The 17,706-nt window shown below is 55.3% G+C and carries 17 protein-coding genes; 8 read left to right on the top strand and 9 right to left on the bottom strand.

Going from position 1 to position 17,706, the window contains the following annotated elements:
- Window positions 1-114: 114 nt before the first annotated feature.
- The gene (cpxR, locus tag N037_RS07210) at window positions 115-813 is read left to right on the top strand and encodes an envelope stress response regulator transcription factor CpxR (protein WP_006179159.1); all 699 of its coding nucleotides are present in this window, start codon (window positions 115-117) and stop codon (window positions 811-813) included.
- The gene (gene cpxA, locus N037_RS07205) at window positions 810-2,183 is read left to right on the top strand and encodes an envelope stress sensor histidine kinase CpxA (RefSeq protein WP_023333867.1); all 1,374 of its coding nucleotides are present in this window, start codon (window positions 810-812) and stop codon (window positions 2,181-2,183) included. Before cpxR ends, cpxA begins: the two co-directional genes overlap by 4 nt.
- 115 nt (window positions 2,184-2,298) lie before the next feature.
- Here the strand turns inward: cpxA and yiiM are convergent, their stop codons facing one another.
- From yiiM to N037_RS07190, 3 genes are all read right to left on the bottom strand, one after another.
- A complete protein-coding gene (gene yiiM, locus N037_RS07200) occupies window positions 2,299-2,973 on the bottom strand; it encodes a 6-hydroxyaminopurine reductase (RefSeq protein WP_032639951.1) in 675 nt (224 codons plus the stop codon).
- 194 nt (window positions 2,974-3,167) lie between these two features.
- Window positions 3,168-3,788: a superoxide dismutase [Mn] gene (sodA, locus tag N037_RS07195; RefSeq protein WP_004203668.1), complete on the bottom strand. Its 621-nt coding sequence runs from the start codon at window positions 3,786-3,788 to the stop codon at window positions 3,168-3,170.
- Window positions 3,789-3,991: 203 nt separating this feature from the next.
- Window positions 3,992-4,540, bottom strand: coding sequence for a helix-turn-helix domain-containing protein (locus N037_RS07190; protein WP_023309744.1), 549 nt, complete (start codon window positions 4,538-4,540; stop codon window positions 3,992-3,994).
- 103 nt (window positions 4,541-4,643) lie between these two features.
- Between N037_RS07190 and N037_RS07185 the strand changes: the two genes are divergently transcribed.
- On the top strand, window positions 4,644-5,303 hold the full coding sequence (locus tag N037_RS07185; RefSeq protein WP_023333870.1) for an AzlC family ABC transporter permease: 660 nt from the start codon (window positions 4,644-4,646) through the stop codon (window positions 5,301-5,303).
- A complete protein-coding gene (locus tag N037_RS07180) occupies window positions 5,303-5,626 on the top strand; it encodes an AzlD domain-containing protein (RefSeq protein WP_023333871.1) in 324 nt (107 codons plus the stop codon). Before N037_RS07185 ends, N037_RS07180 begins: the two co-directional genes overlap by 1 nt.
- 42 nt (window positions 5,627-5,668) lie before the next feature.
- Here the strand turns inward: N037_RS07180 and N037_RS07175 are convergent, their stop codons facing one another.
- The 6 genes from N037_RS07175 to fdhD all read right to left on the bottom strand — a co-directional run bounded on the left by N037_RS07175 (window position 5,669) and on the right by fdhD (window position 11,810).
- On the bottom strand, window positions 5,669-6,268 hold the full coding sequence (locus tag N037_RS07175; RefSeq protein WP_032639949.1) for a hypothetical protein: 600 nt from the start codon (window positions 6,266-6,268) through the stop codon (window positions 5,669-5,671).
- Window positions 6,259-8,682, bottom strand: coding sequence for a fimbrial biogenesis usher protein (locus tag N037_RS07170; RefSeq protein WP_032639947.1), 2,424 nt, complete (start codon window positions 8,680-8,682; stop codon window positions 6,259-6,261). The genes N037_RS07175 and N037_RS07170 overlap by 10 nt, the downstream gene beginning before the upstream one ends.
- A gap of 27 nt (window positions 8,683-8,709) precedes the next feature.
- Entirely contained in the window at window positions 8,710-9,396 is a 687-nt protein-coding gene (locus tag N037_RS07165) for a fimbria/pilus chaperone family protein (protein ID WP_032639945.1), read from the bottom strand.
- Between the two features lie 77 nt (window positions 9,397-9,473).
- The gene (locus tag N037_RS07160; RefSeq protein ID WP_032639942.1) at window positions 9,474-10,181 is read right to left on the bottom strand and encodes a DUF1120 domain-containing protein; all 708 of its coding nucleotides are present in this window, start codon (window positions 10,179-10,181) and stop codon (window positions 9,474-9,476) included.
- A 464-nt stretch (window positions 10,182-10,645) separates the two neighbouring features.
- A complete protein-coding gene (locus tag N037_RS07155) occupies window positions 10,646-10,858 on the bottom strand; it encodes a DUF1471 domain-containing protein (protein WP_032639988.1) in 213 nt (70 codons plus the stop codon).
- A gap of 115 nt (window positions 10,859-10,973) precedes the next feature.
- Complete coding sequence (gene fdhD, locus N037_RS07150; protein ID WP_032639940.1) at window positions 10,974-11,810, bottom strand: formate dehydrogenase accessory sulfurtransferase FdhD; 837 nt, start codon at window positions 11,808-11,810, stop codon at window positions 10,974-10,976.
- 372 nt (window positions 11,811-12,182) lie between these two features.
- Here fdhD and fdnG point away from each other — a divergent pair, with 372 nt between their 5' ends.
- From fdnG to fdhE, 4 genes are read left to right on the top strand one after another with little or no spacing between them, the layout of a single operon-like run.
- Entirely contained in the window at window positions 12,183-15,233 is a 3,051-nt protein-coding gene (gene fdnG, locus N037_RS07140; RefSeq protein ID WP_156369713.1) for a formate dehydrogenase-N subunit alpha, read from the top strand.
- Window positions 15,234-15,245: 12 nt separating this feature from the next.
- Window positions 15,246-16,148 carry a formate dehydrogenase subunit beta gene (gene fdxH, locus N037_RS07135; RefSeq protein WP_008501831.1) on the top strand — a complete coding sequence of 301 codons (903 nt, stop codon included), beginning with the start codon at window positions 15,246-15,248 and terminating at the stop codon, window positions 16,146-16,148.
- On the top strand, window positions 16,145-16,780 hold the full coding sequence (gene fdoI, locus N037_RS07130; protein WP_008501832.1) for a formate dehydrogenase cytochrome b556 subunit: 636 nt from the start codon (window positions 16,145-16,147) through the stop codon (window positions 16,778-16,780). Before fdxH ends, fdoI begins: the two co-directional genes overlap by 4 nt.
- Window positions 16,777-17,706 carry a formate dehydrogenase accessory protein FdhE gene (gene fdhE / locus N037_RS07125; protein WP_023333878.1) on the top strand — a complete coding sequence of 310 codons (930 nt, stop codon included), beginning with the start codon at window positions 16,777-16,779 and terminating at the stop codon, window positions 17,704-17,706. Before fdoI ends, fdhE begins: the two co-directional genes overlap by 4 nt.

The raw sequence follows: 17,706 nt of genomic DNA, 5'->3' as shown, positions 1-17,706 counted from the left end.
GAGAGACAGTCTACGATTCAGGCTGCAAACATGCGTCAGGGGGTGTAAAACAACGTAAAGTCATGGATTAGACGGCCTTGATGTCGTAATTTCTGCCTCGGAGGTATTTAAACAATGAATAAAATCCTGTTAGTTGATGATGACCGAGAGCTCACATCCCTTTTAAAGGAGTTGCTCGACATGGAAGGTTTCAACGTCCTGGTTGCCCATGATGGCGAGCAGGCGCTGAGTCTCCTTGACGACAGCATCGATTTACTTTTGCTCGACGTGATGATGCCGAAGAAAAACGGCATTGATACGTTGAAAGAGCTTCGCCAGACACACCAGACCCCCGTTATTATGCTGACCGCACGCGGCAGCGAACTTGACCGCGTACTCGGCCTTGAGCTGGGCGCGGATGACTATTTACCGAAGCCGTTTAACGACCGTGAACTGGTTGCCCGTATTCGCGCTATCCTGCGTCGTTCCCACTGGAGCGAGCAGCAGCAAAATACCGACAACAGCTCACCTACTCTTGAAGTCGACTCCCTGAGCCTGAACCCGGGCCGTCAGGAAGCGAGCTTTGATGGCCAGACGCTGGAACTGACCGGCACGGAGTTCACCCTGCTGTATCTGCTGGCGCAGCACCTCGGCCAGGTGGTATCGCGTGAACACTTAAGTCAGGAAGTGCTGGGCAAACGTCTGACCCCGTTTGACCGCGCCATCGACATGCACATCTCTAACCTGCGCCGTAAGCTGCCGGAGCGTAAAGACGGTCATCCATGGTTTAAAACCCTGCGTGGTCGCGGTTATCTGATGGTTTCCGCTTCATGATAGGAAGCTTAACCGCCCGCATCTTCGCCATCTTCTGGCTGACGCTGGCACTGGTTTTAATGCTCGTACTGATGTTGCCAAAACTCGACTCACGCCAGATGACGGAGCTTCTCGACAGCGAGCAACGTCAGGGCGTGATGATCGAACAGCACGTGGAAGCCGAGCTGGCAAACGATCCGCCGAACGATTTAATGTGGTGGCGCAGGCTGTTTCGCGCTATCGACAAGTGGGCGCCGCCCGGACAACGCCTGCTGCTGGTGACCAGCGAAGGCCGCGTCATTGGGGCCGATCGCAATGAAATGCAGATTATCCGCAACTTTATTGGCCAGGCGGATAACGCCGATCATCCCCAGAAGAAGAAATATGGCCGCGTAGAGATGGTGGGGCCTTTCTCCGTCAGGGACGGGGAGGATAATTATCAGCTCTACCTGATCCGTCCGGCGAGCAACTCCCAGTCTGATTTTATTAACCTGCTGTTTGACCGTCCTCTCCTGCTGCTGATTGTCACCATGCTGGTCAGCTCGCCGCTGCTGTTATGGCTGGCGTGGAGCCTGGCAAAACCGGCGCGTAAGCTGAAGAATGCCGCCGATGAGGTGGCGCAGGGTAACCTGCGACAACACCCTGAACTGGAATCCGGGCCGCAGGAGTTCCTGGCCGCCGGAACCAGTTTTAACCAGATGGTGAGCGCGCTCGATCGCATGATGACGGCCCAGCAACGTTTACTGTCGGATATCTCCCACGAGCTGCGTACCCCGCTTACGCGCTTGCAGCTTGGCACCGCGCTGCTGCGCCGCCGCAGCGGTGAGAGCAAAGAACTGGAGCGTATTGAGACGGAAGCGCATCGCCTGGACAGCATGATCAACGACCTGCTGGTGATGTCGCGCAATCAGCAGAAAAACGCGCTGGTGAGCGAAACGGTGAAAGCCAATCACCTGTGGCATGAGGTGCTGGACAACGCGGCGTTCGAAGCGGAACAGATGGGTAAATCCTTCACCGTCAACTTCCCGCCGGGCCCGTGGCCGCTGTACGGTAACCCCAACACGCTGGAAAGCGCGCTGGAGAACATCGTGCGTAACGCCCTGCGCTACTCGCATACGAAGATTGAGGTGGCGTTCTCGGTGGATAAAGACGGGATCACCGTCATTGTCGACGACGACGGCCCCGGCGTGAGCCCGGAAGACCGCGAGCAGATTTTCCGTCCGTTCTATCGTACCGATGAGGCACGCGACCGGGAATCGGGTGGTACCGGACTGGGTCTGGCGATTGTTGAAACCGCCATGCAGCAGCACCGCGGCTGGGTGAAAGCCGACGACAGCCCGCTGGGCGGGTTGCGGTTAACGCTGTGGCTGCCGTTGTACAAGCGTTCGTAGTTCTCTGGCACCGTATTGTAGGCCCGGTAAGCGCAGCGCCACCGGGCAATAACAGCGCAGAGGCAAAAATGCCGGGTGGCGGCTTCGCCTTACCCGGCCTACACTCTTCCGTGGGCTATTTCCCCCACAATCTCCGAGAATTATCCTCGATCTTGCCGCTTACGCGCCGCTTCTGCATCGTTCTCGTCCAGCTGGTCGATAACCCCGCCGCCGACAGCAGGCGATGGTACTGCTCGTCGTCAAACGGCATATGCCACGCAATGGCGCAGGCATCATACACCGAAACATCGCTCAGCCGCGACGCCAGCTCAAGCGGCGCGTCCGCTGAAACCTGCCCAGCCAGCACCACGCGGTACAGCCAGCCGGTTTTGCCCGCGTTTTGCAGCTGGGCAGACATATCCTGAATGCCGAAATGGTAGTTGAGCTTGAAGCACGGCGAGCGCGGCTGCGTCACCTGAATCAGGGCATCGCCCCAGCGATAGATATCACCGATAAACACGTTCTTTTCGGTCAGCCCTTCGGTGGAAAGATTCTCGCCAAACGCGGGGGCGACGAAGAGGTCCGCCTGCTCGGGAAACTCGGTTCTCCAGTGCTGATAGTGTTCGCGAGGATAGTGGCACAGCGCGCGCTCGGGCCCGCCGTGGATTTTCTTTTCGGCCTGCTCGTCACCCGCAAGCCCGAGGTCGGTTAACGTCAGCTCACCGTCGACCTGAATTTTGGCGATGGCACTCGGGCGGCTGCCGTCGTACTCCCTTACCTTGCCTGTAAATACATTCACCGGATAATGCATCGCTGCTCCTTTTATGCCCTAAATAATTCGAGTTGCAGGAAGGCGGCAAGAGAGTGAATCCCCAGGAGCTTACTCAGGTAAGTGACTGGGGTGAGCGAACGCAGCCAACGCACCTGCAACTTGAAGTATGACGGGTATACAGATACAAAAAAAGCGAGTCATAAGACTCGCTTCTCACAGGCGTCAATGCAACCTTATTTTTTAGCGGCGAAACGTGCTGCTGCTTCGTCCCAGTTCACCACGTCCCAGAAGGCTTTGATGTAGTCCGGGCGACGGTTCTGGAATTTCAGGTAGTAAGCGTGTTCCCATACGTCCAGACCCAGGATTGGGAAGCCGGATGCGCCAGAGATCGCTTCACCCATCAGCGGGGAGTCCTGGTTAGCAGTAGAAACCACCGCCAGCTTGTCGCCTTTCAGAACCAGCCACGCCCAGCCAGAGCCGAAACGGGTTGCAGCAGCTTTTTCGAATTCCGCTTTGAAGTTGTCAACGGAACCGAAGTCGCGCTCGATAGCCGCTTTCAGGTCGCCCTGCAGGGTGGTACCGGTTTTCAGGCCTTTCCAGAACAGGCTGTGGTTAGCGTGGCCGCCAGCGTTGTTACGCAGAACGGTTTTCTTGTCCGCTGGCAGCTGGTCCAGCTTGGTGATCAGCTCTTCAGCAGACAGGTTAGCGAACTCAGGCAGGCTTTCCAGCGCGGCGTTCGCGTTGTTCACATAGGTCTGGTGGTGTTTAGTGTGATGGATTTCCATCGTCTGCTTGTCGAAATGCGGTTCCAGTGCGTCGTAGGCATACGGCAGGGATGGCAGTGTATAACTCATAATCCTCTCCATTATTGTCGGGCGGCACAGCTGTTAATGCCGCGTAAGCAGTTGGTTCATTATAGTTAATTAAATGATATTGAAAATGATTATCAATGCCGTAGTTTTTATAAGGTTATTCACATTCTGACAAAAGCCAAAATGGGTAATTCACTCAGGAGGTTAACGGAGGATACTGCCGCGATGACGGCAGCATTGTTGGGTTAGTTTTGTTCCGCCACCAGCAGCGCGTACGTGTCTGGCTCCAGGGCCTTAAAGATGTGCGGCTGGTCGGCGGGGTAACAGATGTAATCCCCTGCGCCGAGCTCTTCCGCCGCGTCAAGCAGGCCGACCAGCGCCCGTCCCTGCGTCACAATAATATGCTCAACCGAGCCCGGCGGATGCGGCTGAGAAATACGATCTGCGCCCGGCTGGGTCATCAGAAGATAGACATCGCGGCGCGCGCCGGGGGGGCATGCTGCCAGTAAAATAGCCTCGTAATTAGCCTGCCCGGCAACCACTTTCGTCCCTTCACCACGGCGGATCACCTGCGTAGTCGGCAGCTGCGGCTCTAGCAGGCGGGCGAAAGGTATATCCAGCGCCACGCAAAGCGACCACAGCGTTTCCAGGCTAGGGTTACCGTTGCCGGACTCCAGCTGGGAAAGGGTGGATTTTGCGATCCCGGCACGGCGGGCAATTTCCGCCAGTGAAAGCCCGGTTCGCAGGCGTTCCCGCACCAGACTTTTGGCGATCAGGCTGATCGGCTGCGTCATATAACGGCCTCTTTGTTCTATAAATCGAACGAATCGTTCATCTTGAAAAACACATCTGTTGCGTTCATTATAATGGATACACGTTCGTTATGGCTAAAAATGTATGAAGCATCATCTCTCTTGCCTGAAAGGCGACACCATAAAAGCAATCATCCTGGTCTGCCTCGCGGTCGGCGTGGTCGGAATGTCATACGGCTCCCTGGCGATGGCCTACGGTTTCCCGGTCTGGGTACCGTTTGTACTCTCCATCACCGTACTCGCGGGCGCGTCAGAGTTTATGTTTATCGGCATTGTAGCAAGCGGCGGTAACCCGCTGGCGGCCGCAGCCGCGGGGTTGCTGGTCAACGCGCGGCACGTTCCGTTTGGCGTGACGGTTCGTGAGCTGGTGGGTAAGCGCGGTCTGAGCCTGTTGGGCTGCCACATCATGAACGACGAAAGCGTGGTGTTTGGCCTGTCGCAAAAAACCGCCGAGCAGCGTAAGGCCGCCTACTGGCTGTGCGGCTTAGGCGTCGCCATCGTCTGGCCGCTCGGTGCGCTGCTGGGCGCAATGGTTGGCAAACTGTTACCTGACCCGGAAACCATCGGCCTGGATGCGGTATTTCCGGCCATATTGCTGGCGCTGGTGGTTCCCGCATTTAAAAACCGTACCACGCTGATCCGCGCCTGCAGCGGGGCCGCGCTTTCACTGGCTGCCGTGCCGTTTGCCCCGGTAGGATTACCGGTGCTGCTCTCTTTACTGGGTCTTGCTGCGAGGAAAAAATAATGGGAAATATGACGTTTTTTATTCTCGGCATCGCCATGTTGTCTGCGGGAACGTATCTGATGCGCCTTGGCGGGGCGAAACTGGGGAACAGGCTGGCACTGTCAGAACGCTCTCAGGCGCTGCTTTCGGACGCGGCAACAGTGCTGCTTTTTTCCGTGGCGCTGGCGACCACGTTTTATGAAGGCGAACATTTCGCAGGAATGGCGCGCGTGCTGGGCGTGGCGTTTGCGGTGTTTCTGGCCTGGAGAAAGATGCCGTTAATCGTGGTGATCGTCGCAGCAGCGGTGGTGACGGCGTTATTGCGTCTGGCGGGTCTCCACTAAGAGAAATGCCCGACAGAACCGAACTGTCGGGTACCCGAGGGATTAATGCGCCGGGAGCGTATCGACGTTAAGCGTTAGCGTCTCGTTAAAATCAGTGGTGTTGGTGACGCTAAATGCCTCATCAGAAAGATAGGTCGTGATCATCATAGTGGCGGTGAACTGCTCGCCCACCACTTCAGTGCCGTTAACCGCAGCCAGGGCTTTTTCAGGCTTCAGCGTAACCTGTGATGCGCCCCCCTGAACGGCAACCGCACCAATATCGACCGCAGCCAGTTGCACCGGACTCCCGTCAACTCGCCCATCCTTGAATTCAATTTTCATCGCGCCGCTGTCCGTAAAGCGATACGCCATGTTCTGTCGGGCTGCACCGTCAATGAAGATGCGCATTTTGCGCGGATCCGGGCACAGGACCGAAACCTGAAACTCGCGCGTTACCGAGGCATAACCGCTATAGACCTTACCAACATGTTCAGTGGAGGCCTGCCGCATATCCTCCTTACGGTAGCGTCCATAATCGACTTTCTTCACTGCAGACATCATGTCGCAGTCGCCATCATCGGCCCGGGCAACCGCCGGTAGCGTCGACGCGCCGCAGAGTAATGCGATCATCAGCGCGCATTTACGAACGTTATTTAGAGACATTTCCCTGTCACCTCTTCATAGAATTTATTCGGTTCCGCCTCTGGCAGGGTGTACGTCAGCTTGCAGCGTCTGTCGTCCAGCTTCGCATACAGCGCCTGGCTGGCGGAGATATCGTTCAGGAAGATCACGCCGTCTTCGGGTGCGCTCGTCACGTATTCACCCGCGCCGTTCACAATGGAGACCCCTTCCGGCAGCGGCGTGCCGTCCGCACGTTGAATATTGAGCAGCACGCGGCGCTGGCTTAACGTCGCAAATTCCCACTTCGCCACGGCGCCGTGAGACGCTTTGATCGCCGTTCGGCCATTTCTCACGTCCAGATTGCCTGGCAGACTTTCCGTGTTGATCTCAATCGAGCTTTCACGGAACGGCGTCAGCGCAGGAATAATCGCCTGACCCCATTTATCGGTCCATACTGCACCGCGTGAGGTGTCTAACTCGATGCCGGCCACCGGTTTATCCAGTCTGGCAATGGCATAGGTATCGGTAACCCGATAAGGCGAGAAGGTCACCCCGTCGCTGTGGGCGACAATGCCACCGCTTAACGCTGCAGAGTAGTTGGTGTTGTTGTCGTTATCGCCACCTGCCGCCAGCGCCAGGTTGGTGTAATGCAGATTACTGTTCAGCGAGCTATCCCAGCTGGTGGTGTTCTCGTCATGATCCTGCGTCACGCCTACCGTGTACTGGTTTTCGGTATTAAGTGACCCCATCGCGCGCGTGCCGTAGGAGCTCTTACCTTCACTCTCGCGATACCAGGAGCTGGTCGTCACCCCGGACCGCCCCAGCGGGATCGACACGTTCACGTAAAACTGATCGTTGTCGCTGCTGTCGTTCCGGCTAACGTCCGACTCCCAGTTCACGCTCACGTTGAAATACTTAAAGGTCTGCGACCACGAGGTGATAAACCGGCGGCTGTCATACTCGCTGTCCCAGCTCTCATTGCGGTAATAGCTTAGAGAGAAGCGGCCGAGCGTCGCGTTTGACCAGTTGATGCCGACGTTAGAGTCGTATTTGGTTTGCGACATATCATCATCGTCGCCGTAGAGTTCCTGCATCTCCCGATAATCCGGCGTGCCGTAGCTGCCGCCCAGCGAAATGCCGATGCCGTACGGCAGGGCATAGCCCAGATCCAGCGTCGTTTTGTTGCCATCGGTTTGCGTCTGGTTGTCAATTGACGCCAGAAAACCCAACGAGGCATACAGGTTCTGCATGGGTACGGTATCCAGGTTGCCGGAGAAGCCATAATAGTGGTTATCCGCCATGACCATACCGGCCAGGAAATTCATGCGCTTGTTGATAGACCAGCCGTTGTTGGCAGAAACCACCCACGGGTTTTCAAAGCGCGAGTCCATGTCTTCAACGCGACCCACAGCCAGCGTAAAGCCCGGGGCGCGTCCCACGTGGTTGCTGCGAAATGTGCTCGCCGAGACGGTAAACCGGTTTTCACTGCCGTCTGTCTCGGTCACGGTGACGTTCAGGTCGGTATTAAGATTAGCCAGCGGCACATCATCTAAGTTAAACGGCCCGGCGGGAACCAACGTAGAGTAGATGAGCTGTCCGCCCTGGCGGATATCGACGCGCGCCTGCGGATTACGGGCAATACCGCTGACTTCGACGCCTGTACCCGCCTGGGAAGCGAGTGCGGTATCCGGCATCATCTGGACCCCGTAAATACTCGGGATACTGAAGCGGCTGTTGGCGACGTTAATCTGGCCGCCCTGCACCATGATGCCGTAATCGGTAAAGGTACGTTGGGCATAGGTGTAGAGAGACTCGACGTCAAAACCCTGATCGCTGCCGTCGCTAATAAACTGCGTGCTGCGTACAATCCAGTCGCCGGCGTTAAAGCCCATTTCAAAGGTCGACTGAAAACGGTCGGCGTTGTCACCATCATATTGATTATGGGTGCCGAACATGGAGTAATTCAGCATGGCTGCACGTCCGCCGCTTACCTCTGCGAACTGGCGGCCGTAATCAGGATCCACCGCTTCCGGCGGAACGACCACCGATATTTCTTCAATATCGGGTGACGTCTGAATCGTTGACCCGGACCAGTATTGATGAATCTTCGGGCAGGCCCCTCTTTTTATCTGTTTAATCAGACCTGCGTTTTCCAGAAAATCTTTATCAATACAGGGCGTTCCTTCTTCATCAAATTTCACAGGCATAATATTGCGCGGCTTACCGTTAATATTAACCGTCACATTATGGTAGCCAGGGGTAAAACGGGGAGCAAGGGAATAGTAATCCGCAATGGCCGGATCAAGGCCATTGTTTTTTAAAGCTTCACCATCAAATATGGCTCGCGCCAGCTCCAGAGAGTCATTTGCCGTAGAGGAAATTCCAGCCCGAATATTAAATGCCAGCGCGCTAAGGCAAAACACGAGCATTCCCTTTTTACAGGAACCGTTTAACATAACTACTCCATGTACCGTTAAGTAATTTTATTGCTTAAGGTCGGCAATATAACTGCTCGCCTTATAGCCATAGCGCGTTGCTGGATAGATTTCGATTTGTTTTTCGGATGCTGATATATTGGTTGGTGCGCTGGCCGTCATTTTTTCGCCCGGAAGGATATAAGACTTACCCAGTTTGGCAACCGTTCCTGACGCCATTAATTTTACCTTTGGCTCCATCCGGACGATATAAGGCGTAGTGTTCTCCACCGTGACGTTGCCATTTTTAATTTGCCAGGTAAGTGCCTTCCAGGGTTCAATATTTACCGCCAGGCCGGCCGGGTGAATAATGACGGGAAGGTTCTGGCTAAATACCACTTTGACCTTGTTTTTTTCACGCTGCGGGATGGCGGTAAAAATGACGCGCTTGAAATGCTCCACTTTCAGCGGCTCGGCGCTGCTTTTCAGCACAAAGCGTACGCGCTGGGTTTTACCCGCATCTACGCGCACAACCGGCTGCGTGGCAATCAGGCCAGGTTTTGGGTCATCCGGGAGATCGATAATTTTGGTGTACAGCAGCTGTGCGTCAGCATCGGTGTTTTTGACATCCATGCTGGCTCCCTGCTCGTCTTCATTGACAATAAGCAGCGAGGTATCCGGCACCATTCCCGCAGCCATACCGTTAAATGAGGCCAGCAGGCAGGCACAGATCAGCGTTCTCTTTAAAAGCAGCATAATATTAGTCCATTAATATTGATAAATGACACCCCACCGGAGTGAGGTGTCAGGTATTTCATGACGCGCGGGGGCGATTACAGGTAAACCAGCTCAACGTTGGTTAAGCCGTCCAGCGTGACTTCATCCGTGATATTTAAATCGTCTGTTGGGTTAATCATCGCGGCAACACCCACGTTAAAGTTAACCTTGGTTTGTGCGACAGGCGTGCCGCCCAAAGTGTCACTGAAGGAATATAATTCGCTTTTGTCTGTGTTAACTTTTAAATAGCGCTCTCCGCCTGTTGTTGCCCAGGTTGCTCCGTTATCGCGCGAAGCGGTAGGATACAGTTCATCGCCAGCGTCATTCGTGACAGCGCCTTTCGTCATCTGAATCGCTAATGAATAGGCACCAATTTTCTTATCATTGTACATACCCAGCCCTGCGGTTTGGTACGCCTGTCGCCCAAATTCCGTATCAATAAAATATGTCGGCAAAGCTTGAGTGGGTCCTGAATCTGCATGGGCATCATTAAACGTTACTGCAACGCGGGTGGCCTCATCGCAGGTAATGGAGATAGGAATAATTTTAACATCCGCCAATGGTGTAGCCGACGTGGCATTCAGTGAAGACACTCTTATCGTGCCATAATCGGCGATACCACCACCGCTAATAAATGCAGGCGTACAGGAAGCGGGAACGATTTTACCGGTCACCTGAATATCAACACTTGAAGCGGCCATAGCAGAGGACGCCACGACAGCCAGCGCGGACGCCAGCATTCCTTTTTTGAACATCGCGTTCATTTAATTTCCTTATAAAAGTGAAATACAAAATATGCCAAATAATTAATATTTGGCCTGATGGGTTACAACTAAACATTATTTTAGAAAGTAGCATTACAGATAGGTCAGATCAATAACCCTAAAATCTTTTAGGATTAGCACCTGAGGAATTCCTTAATTCTCAAGATCAACAATAATTATTTTGTATGCAAAACTCAAAACACCGGCTTATAGCCGTCAAAAACATTCACCAAAAAAATGTTGAAAATTAACTGGCCAGACCATTTATTTAAATTATTTATAGGATTGTTGTTTTTTAAACAAACGTAACATAAGAAACCGGATTCTTACTTTTTTATTTTGTTTATCAGGATTATCCTGGAGGACATAACTGTTTTGGGAGGAGACGGACGGAAGTAAAGCAGAGGGGAGCAGAAGAACAACCTGTCCCTGCTCCGAAGAGCGAGGGACAGTGGCTACACGACTTATTTGGTCAGTTCAGCAGTCATGTGTACGCGGTTACCTGAGAACGCCTGGGTAATTTTGTACGATGACGCACCCGCTTCCTGAGCCTGAGCCGCGATTTTAGCTTCTGCACCATCAATGGTTGATGCGGTTGCGGTTACGGTCTGCGCAGCGAAAGAACCGAAAGAAGTAGCCAGAGCGATTACAGCGACAAAAGTTTTGATGCTATTCATGTGTTTTAACCCTTTCATTAAGTTGTTTAGGTAAGGCACCGTGCCTTGATGAGATAAATACTAGACCTCATCACGAACAACTAAAAGCGGAAGGATTTGCTAATATCATTCAAAATTATTGATTAACGATTAATCGCTGTGGATGGGTATAAATGGTTGCCCTTCCCGGCTTGCAGAAGCCCACCAGCGTCAGGTTGCAGCGCTCCGCCACCTCCACCGCCAGCGTCGTTGCGGCTGAGACCGCAAACAGAATTTCCACACCGCACATCGCGGATTTTTGCACCATCTCATAGCTGGCGCGGCTGGAAACGAGTGCCGCCCCCTGCTTCCAGACGTCACTTTCACGCGCCCGGCGACCGAGCAGCTTATCCAGCGCCACGTGGCGGCCAACGTCCTCATGCCCCCCGGCAATATCCCCCGACGGCATCACCCATGCCGCCGCGTGCGTGCAGCCGCTCAGCTGGCCGATGGGCTGTACATCGTTCAGGTGCTCGAGCGCAGGGTCGAGGTGAGCCAGATTAAAGGTCTGAGTAAACGGCAGTGGTGCAACGGGTTTGCCAATATCATTGAGCTGCTCAACGCCACAGACGCCGCAACCGGTACGCCCGGCCAGCGCGCGGCGGCGCTCTTTCAGCCCCATAAAGCGGCGGCTGGAGAGTTCGATTTGCACTTCAAGGCCGTTGCAGGCCTGCACCACGTCCATGCCGTAGATCTCCTGCGGATGGTCAATGATGCCTTCCGAGAGGGAAAAACCGATGGCGAACAGCTCAAGATCTTTCGGCGAAGCCATCATCACCACGTGCGAGATGCCGTTGTAAACGAGCGCCACGGGCACTTCTTCCGCCAGAAAATCCGGCGTGGCATGGGTGATGTGGGGCGGTCTGTGTACCGACAATTCCACAATGCCCGCAGGCAGAGGTGACGAGTGGGGAGCACGGTTTTGTTTAGACACAGCGGTATTCCTGAACAACCACGGAGGTGAGCCTGCTATTGCAGCATAATCCACAGGCTTTACGCATAGTATGGATCAACTTTTCAACAATCATTTTCCTACTCATTTAGAAGCGGTGCAACCCGACACCCGCTACACCCCTTTAACAAGCAGAGCTGTTAATGTGATCGGTATCACACTTTATAATCAACATGGTGATAATACGTTCACTTTGTATTAACGCCATTAGAACAGCTGTACCGACATTGTGGTATTCTGATGATATCCCTCGTGGAATTGAGGGATTAACGCAAATTTTTCTCCTTTGCGGTCATTCTTCAACCGCGAAGTCAAAACACCATATGTAAGCAATGTCGAAACAAGGAGTGACCCATGCAGGTCAGCAGAAGGCAGTTCTTTAAGATCTGCGCTGGCGGTATGGCAGGCACCACGGCAGCGGCACTGGGCTTTGCGCCCGGCGTAGCGCTGGCGGAAACGCGGCAGTATAAACTGCTGCGCACCCGTGAAACCCGTAATACCTGTACGTACTGCTCTGTCGGTTGCGGGCTGTTAATGTATAGCCTCGGCGACGGTGCTAAAAACGCCAAAGCGTCTATTTTCCATATCGAAGGTGACCCGGATCATCCGGTCAACCGCGGCGCATTGTGCCCGAAAGGGGCCGGTCTGGTGGACTTTATCCACTCCGAAAGCCGCCTCAAATTCCCTGAGTATCGCGCGCCTGGTTCCGACAAATGGCAGCAAATCAGCTGGGAAGAGGCGTTTGATCGCATCGCAAAACACATTAAAGAAGACCGCGATGCCAACTTTGTTGAGAAGAATGCCGACGGCGTTACGGTCAACCGCTGGCTCTCCACCGGGATGCTGTGTGCCTCTGCTTCCAGCAACGAAACCGGTTATTTAACCCAGAAATTTACGCGCGCACTCGGTATGCTCGCGGTCGACAACCAGGCGCGTGTCTGACACGGACCAACGGTAGCAAGTCTTGCTCCAACATTTGGTCGCGGTGCGATGACCAACCACTGGGTCGACATCAAGAACGCCAACCTCATTGTGGTGATGGGCGGTAACGCCGCTGAAGCGCACCCTGTCGGGTTCCGCTGGGCGATGGAAGCCAAAATCCACAACGGTGCGAAACTGATTGTGATCGATCCCCGCTTTACGCGTACTGCGTCAGTGGCGGATTTCTACACCCCTATTCGTTCAGGTACTGACATCACTTTCCTGTCAGGCGTATTGCTGTACCTGATTACCAACGAAAAATATAACCGCGAATACACCGAAGCCTATACCAACGCCAGCCTGATCGTGCGTGAGGATTACCACTTCGAAGATGGCCTGTTCAGCGGTTACGACGCCGAAAAACGCAAATACGATAAAACCAGCTGGAACTACGAGCTGGATGAGAAAGGCTTTGCTAAGCGCGATACCACTCTGCAACACCCGCGCTGCGTGTGGAACCTGCTGAAAGAGCACGTATCCCGCTACACGCCGGAGGTTGTCGAAAACATCTGCGGTACGCCGAAGGCAGACTTCCTGAAGGTGTGCGAGCTTATCGCCGAAACCAGCGCGAAAGACAAAACCGCGTCGTTCCTGTACGCCCTCGGCTGGACGCAGCACTCCATCGGCGCGCAGAACATCCGTACCATGGCGATGGTTCAGCTCCTGCTCGGTAACATGGGGATGGCAGGCGGCGGCGTGAACGCCCTGCGCGGTCACTCCAACATTCAGGGTCTGACCGACCTCGGCCTGCTGTCTCAGAGCCTGCCGGGTTACATGAACCTGCCAAACGAGAAACAGACCGACCTGCAAACCTACCTGACGGCCAGCACGCCTAAACCGCTGCTCGAAGGCCAGGTAAACTACTGGGGCAACTATCCGAAGTTCTTCGTCTCAATGATGAAAGCCTTCTTCGGCGACAAAGCGACGGCTGAAAACAGCTGGGGCTTTGACTGGCTGCCGAAATGGGACAAAGGTTACGACGTTCTGCAGTATTTCGAGATGATGCACCAGGGCAAAGTGAACGGCTATTTGTGCCAGGGCTTTAACCCGGTTGCCTCGTTCCCGAACAAGAACAAGGTTGTTGAGTCCCTGTCGAAGCTGAAGTTCCTGGTGACGATTGACCCGCTCAATACCGAGACTTCAACCTTCTGGCAGAACCACGGTGAATCGAACGACGTCGATCCATCGAAGATTCAGACCGAAGTGTTCCGTCTGCCGTCGACCTGCTTCGCGGAAGAGAACGGGTCTATCGTCAACTCCGGACGCTGGCTGCAGTGGCACTGGAAAGGCGCGGACGCCCCGGGCATCGCCATGAACGACGGCGAGATCCTGGCCGGTATCTTCTTGCGCCTGCGTAAGATGTATGCGGAAGAAGGCGGCGCGAACCCGGAACCGGTGCTGAACATGACCTGGAACTACTCGACGCCGGAAAACCCAGCGCCGGAAGAAGTGGCGATGGAGAGCAACGGTAAGGCGCTGGCGGACGTTATCGACCCGGCCACCGGCACCGTACTGGCAAAGAAAGGCGATCAGCTCAGCACCTTCGCGCACCTGCGCGATGACGGTACCACGTCAAGCGGCTGCTGGATCTTTGCCGGTAGCTGGACGCCGAAGGGCAACCAGATGGCCAACCGCGATAACGCCGACCCGTCGGGCCTCGGCAATACGCTGGGCTGGGCATGGGCGTGGCCGCTCAACCGCCGCATCCTCTATAACCGCGCGTCCGCTGACCCGCAGGGCAACCCGTGGGATCCGAAGCGTCAGCTTCTGAAGTGGGACGGCGCGAAATGGGGCGGCGTGGATATTCCGGACTACAGCACTGCCGCACCGGGCAGCGACGTTGGGCCGTTTATCATGCAGCCTGAAGGGATGGGACGCCTGTTTGCTATCGATAAGATGGCGGAAGGTCCATTCCCGGAACACTACGAGCCGTTTGAGACGCCGCTGGGCACCAACCCGCTGCACCCGAACGTGGTCTCTAACCCGGCAGCCCGTATCTTTAAGGGCGATTTCGACGCGCTGGGTAAAAAGGACAAGTTCCCGTACGTGGGCACCACCTACCGTCTGACCGAGCACTTCCACTACTGGACCAAGCACGCGCTGCTTAACGCCATCGCGCAGCCGGAACAGTTCGTGGAGATCGGCGAGAAGCTGGCGGGCAAGCTCGGCATTGCCCATGGCGATACCGTGAAGGTCTCTTCTAACCGCGGCTATATCAAAGCCAAGGCGGTGGTGACCAAGCGTATCCGCACGCTGAACGTTCACGGACAGCAGGTGGATACCATCGGCATCCCAATTCACTGGGGTTACGAGGGCGTGGCGAAGAAAGGGTTCATTGCGAACACCCTGACGCCGTTCGTCGGCGATGCGAACACGCAGACGCCGGAGTTTAAGGCCTTCCTCGTGAACGTGGAAAAGGTGTAACGGAGACGACTTATGGCTTATCAATCTCAAGACATTATCCGTCGTTCCGCGACTAACGGTTTCACGCCCGCGCCTCAGGCGCGGGACCACCAGCAGGAAGTGGCGAAGCTTATCGACGTGACCACCTGTATCGGCTGCAAAGCCTGTCAGGTGGCGTGTTCTGAGTGGAACGACCTGCGTGACGAAGTGGGTCACAACGTCGGGGTGTATGACAACCCGGCGGACCTGACCGCCAAGTCCTGGACGGTGATGCGTTTCTCGGAAGTGGAGCAGAACGACAAACTGGAATGGCTTATCCGCAAAGACGGCTGTATGCACTGTGCGGATCCGGGCTGCCTGAAGGCATGTCCGTCAGAAGGGGCTATCATTCAGTATGCCAACGGCATCGTCGACTTCCAGTCCGAACAGTGCATCGGCTGCGGCTACTGCATCGCGGGCTGTCCGTTCGACGTACCGCGCCTGAACCCTGAAGACAACCGCGTCTACAAATGCACGCTGTGCGTTGACCGCGTCACCGTCGGCCAGGAGCCAGCGTGCGTGAAGACCTGCCCAACCGGCGCTATCCACTTTGGCTCCAAAGAGGATATGAAAACGCTGGCAGCAGAGCGTGTGGGCGAGCTGAAAACCCGTGGTTACGACAACGCAGGCCTGTACGATCCGGCCGGGGTTGGCGGTACGCACGTGATGTACGTGCTGCACCACGCCGACAAGCCGAATCTGTACCACGGCCTGCCGGAGAACCCGGAAATCAGCGCCACCGTGAAGTTCTGGAAAGGCATCTGGAAACCGCTGGCAGCGGTCGGTTTTGCTGCCACCTTCGCAGCGAGCATCTTCCACTACGTCGGCGTTGGTCCGAACCGCGCGGAAGAGGAAGACGACAACCTGCATGAAGAGAAAGACGAGGTGCGCAAATGAGAAAACGTGACACCATCGTGCGCTACACCGCGCCGGAACGCATCAACCACTGGGTCACCGCCTTCTGCTTCATGCTGGCGGCGATAAGCGGGCTGGGGTTCTTCTTCCCGTCCTTCAACTGGCTGATGCAGATCATGGGGACACCACAGCTGGCGCGTATACTGCACCCGTTTGTGGGCGTCATCATGTTCGCGTCGTTCATCATCATGTTTTTCCGCTACTGGCACCATAACCTAATCAATCGGGATGATATCTTTTGGGCGAAGAATATTCGTAAGATCGTCGTCAACGAGGAAGTGGGTGATACCGGGCGTTATAACTTCGGCCAGAAATGCGTATTCTGGGCGGCGATTATCTTCCTGGTCCTGTTGCTGGTGAGCGGCGTGATCATCTGGCGTCCGTACTTTGCGCCTGCTTTCTCAATCCCGGTGATCCGATTCGCGCTGATGCTGCATTCATTTGCCGCAGTGGCGTTAATTGTGGTTATCATGGTGCATATCTACGCCGCCCTCTGGGTGAAAGGCACCATTACCGCGATGGTGGAAGGATGGGTAACCAGTACGTGGGCGAAGAAACATCACCCGCGCTGGTACCGTGAAGTCCGCCAGAAACAGGAAAAGTCATCTGAATGAGTATTCGCATAATCCCGCAAGATGAGCTGGGGTCGAGCGAGAAACGCACGGCGGATTATATTCCGCCGTTGTTATTCCCCAGACTCAAGAACCTCTACAACCGCCGCGCAGAGCGTCTGCGCGAGCTGGCAGAGAACAACCCGCTGGGTGATTTTCTGCGCTTTGCCGCGCTGGTTGCCCACGCGCAGGAAGTGGTGCTGTATGACCACCCGCTGCAAATGGATCTGACCGCACGCATCAAAGAAGCCAACGCGCAGGGCAAGCCGCCGCTGGACATTCACGTCCTGCCGCGCGACAAGCACTGGCAAAAGCTGCTGCATTCGCTGATTGCCGAGCTGAAGCCGGAGATGAGCGGCACCGCGCTGGCGGTCATTGAGAATCTGGAAAAAGCGTCCGAACTGGAGCTGGAAGAGATGGCGAGCGCGCTGTTTGCTTCCGACTTCTCGCTGGTCAGCAGCGATAAAGCACCGTTCATTTGGGCTGCGCTGTCGCTCTACTGGGCGCAAATGGCAAGCCTGATCCCGGGTAAAGCCCGCGCCGAATACGGCGAAGCGCGTCAGTTCTGCCCGGTCTGCGGCTCCATGCCGGTATCGAGCATGGTGCAAATCGGCACCACTCAGGGGCTGCGCTACCTGCACTGCAACCTGTGTGAAACCGAGTGGCACGTGGTGCGCATCAAGTGCAGCAACTGCGAGCAGACGCGCGATCTGAACTACTGGTCGCTGGAAAATGAAGAAGCGGCGGTGAAAGCCGAAAGCTGCGGCGACTGCGGGACCTACCTGAAGATTCTGTATCAGGAAAAAGACCCGAAAGTTGAAGCGGTCGCTGACGATCTCGCCTCGCTGATTCTGGACGCGAAAATGGAGCAGGAGGGCTTTGCCCGCAGCTCGATCAACCCGTTCCTGTTCCCGGGTGAAGGGGAGTAA

The organism is Enterobacter sp. EGD-HP1 (assembly GCF_000733275.2).
Classification (GTDB): Bacteria; Pseudomonadota; Gammaproteobacteria; order Enterobacterales; family Enterobacteriaceae; genus Enterobacter.
This window is presented reverse-complemented; position numbering and strand designations above follow the sequence as displayed.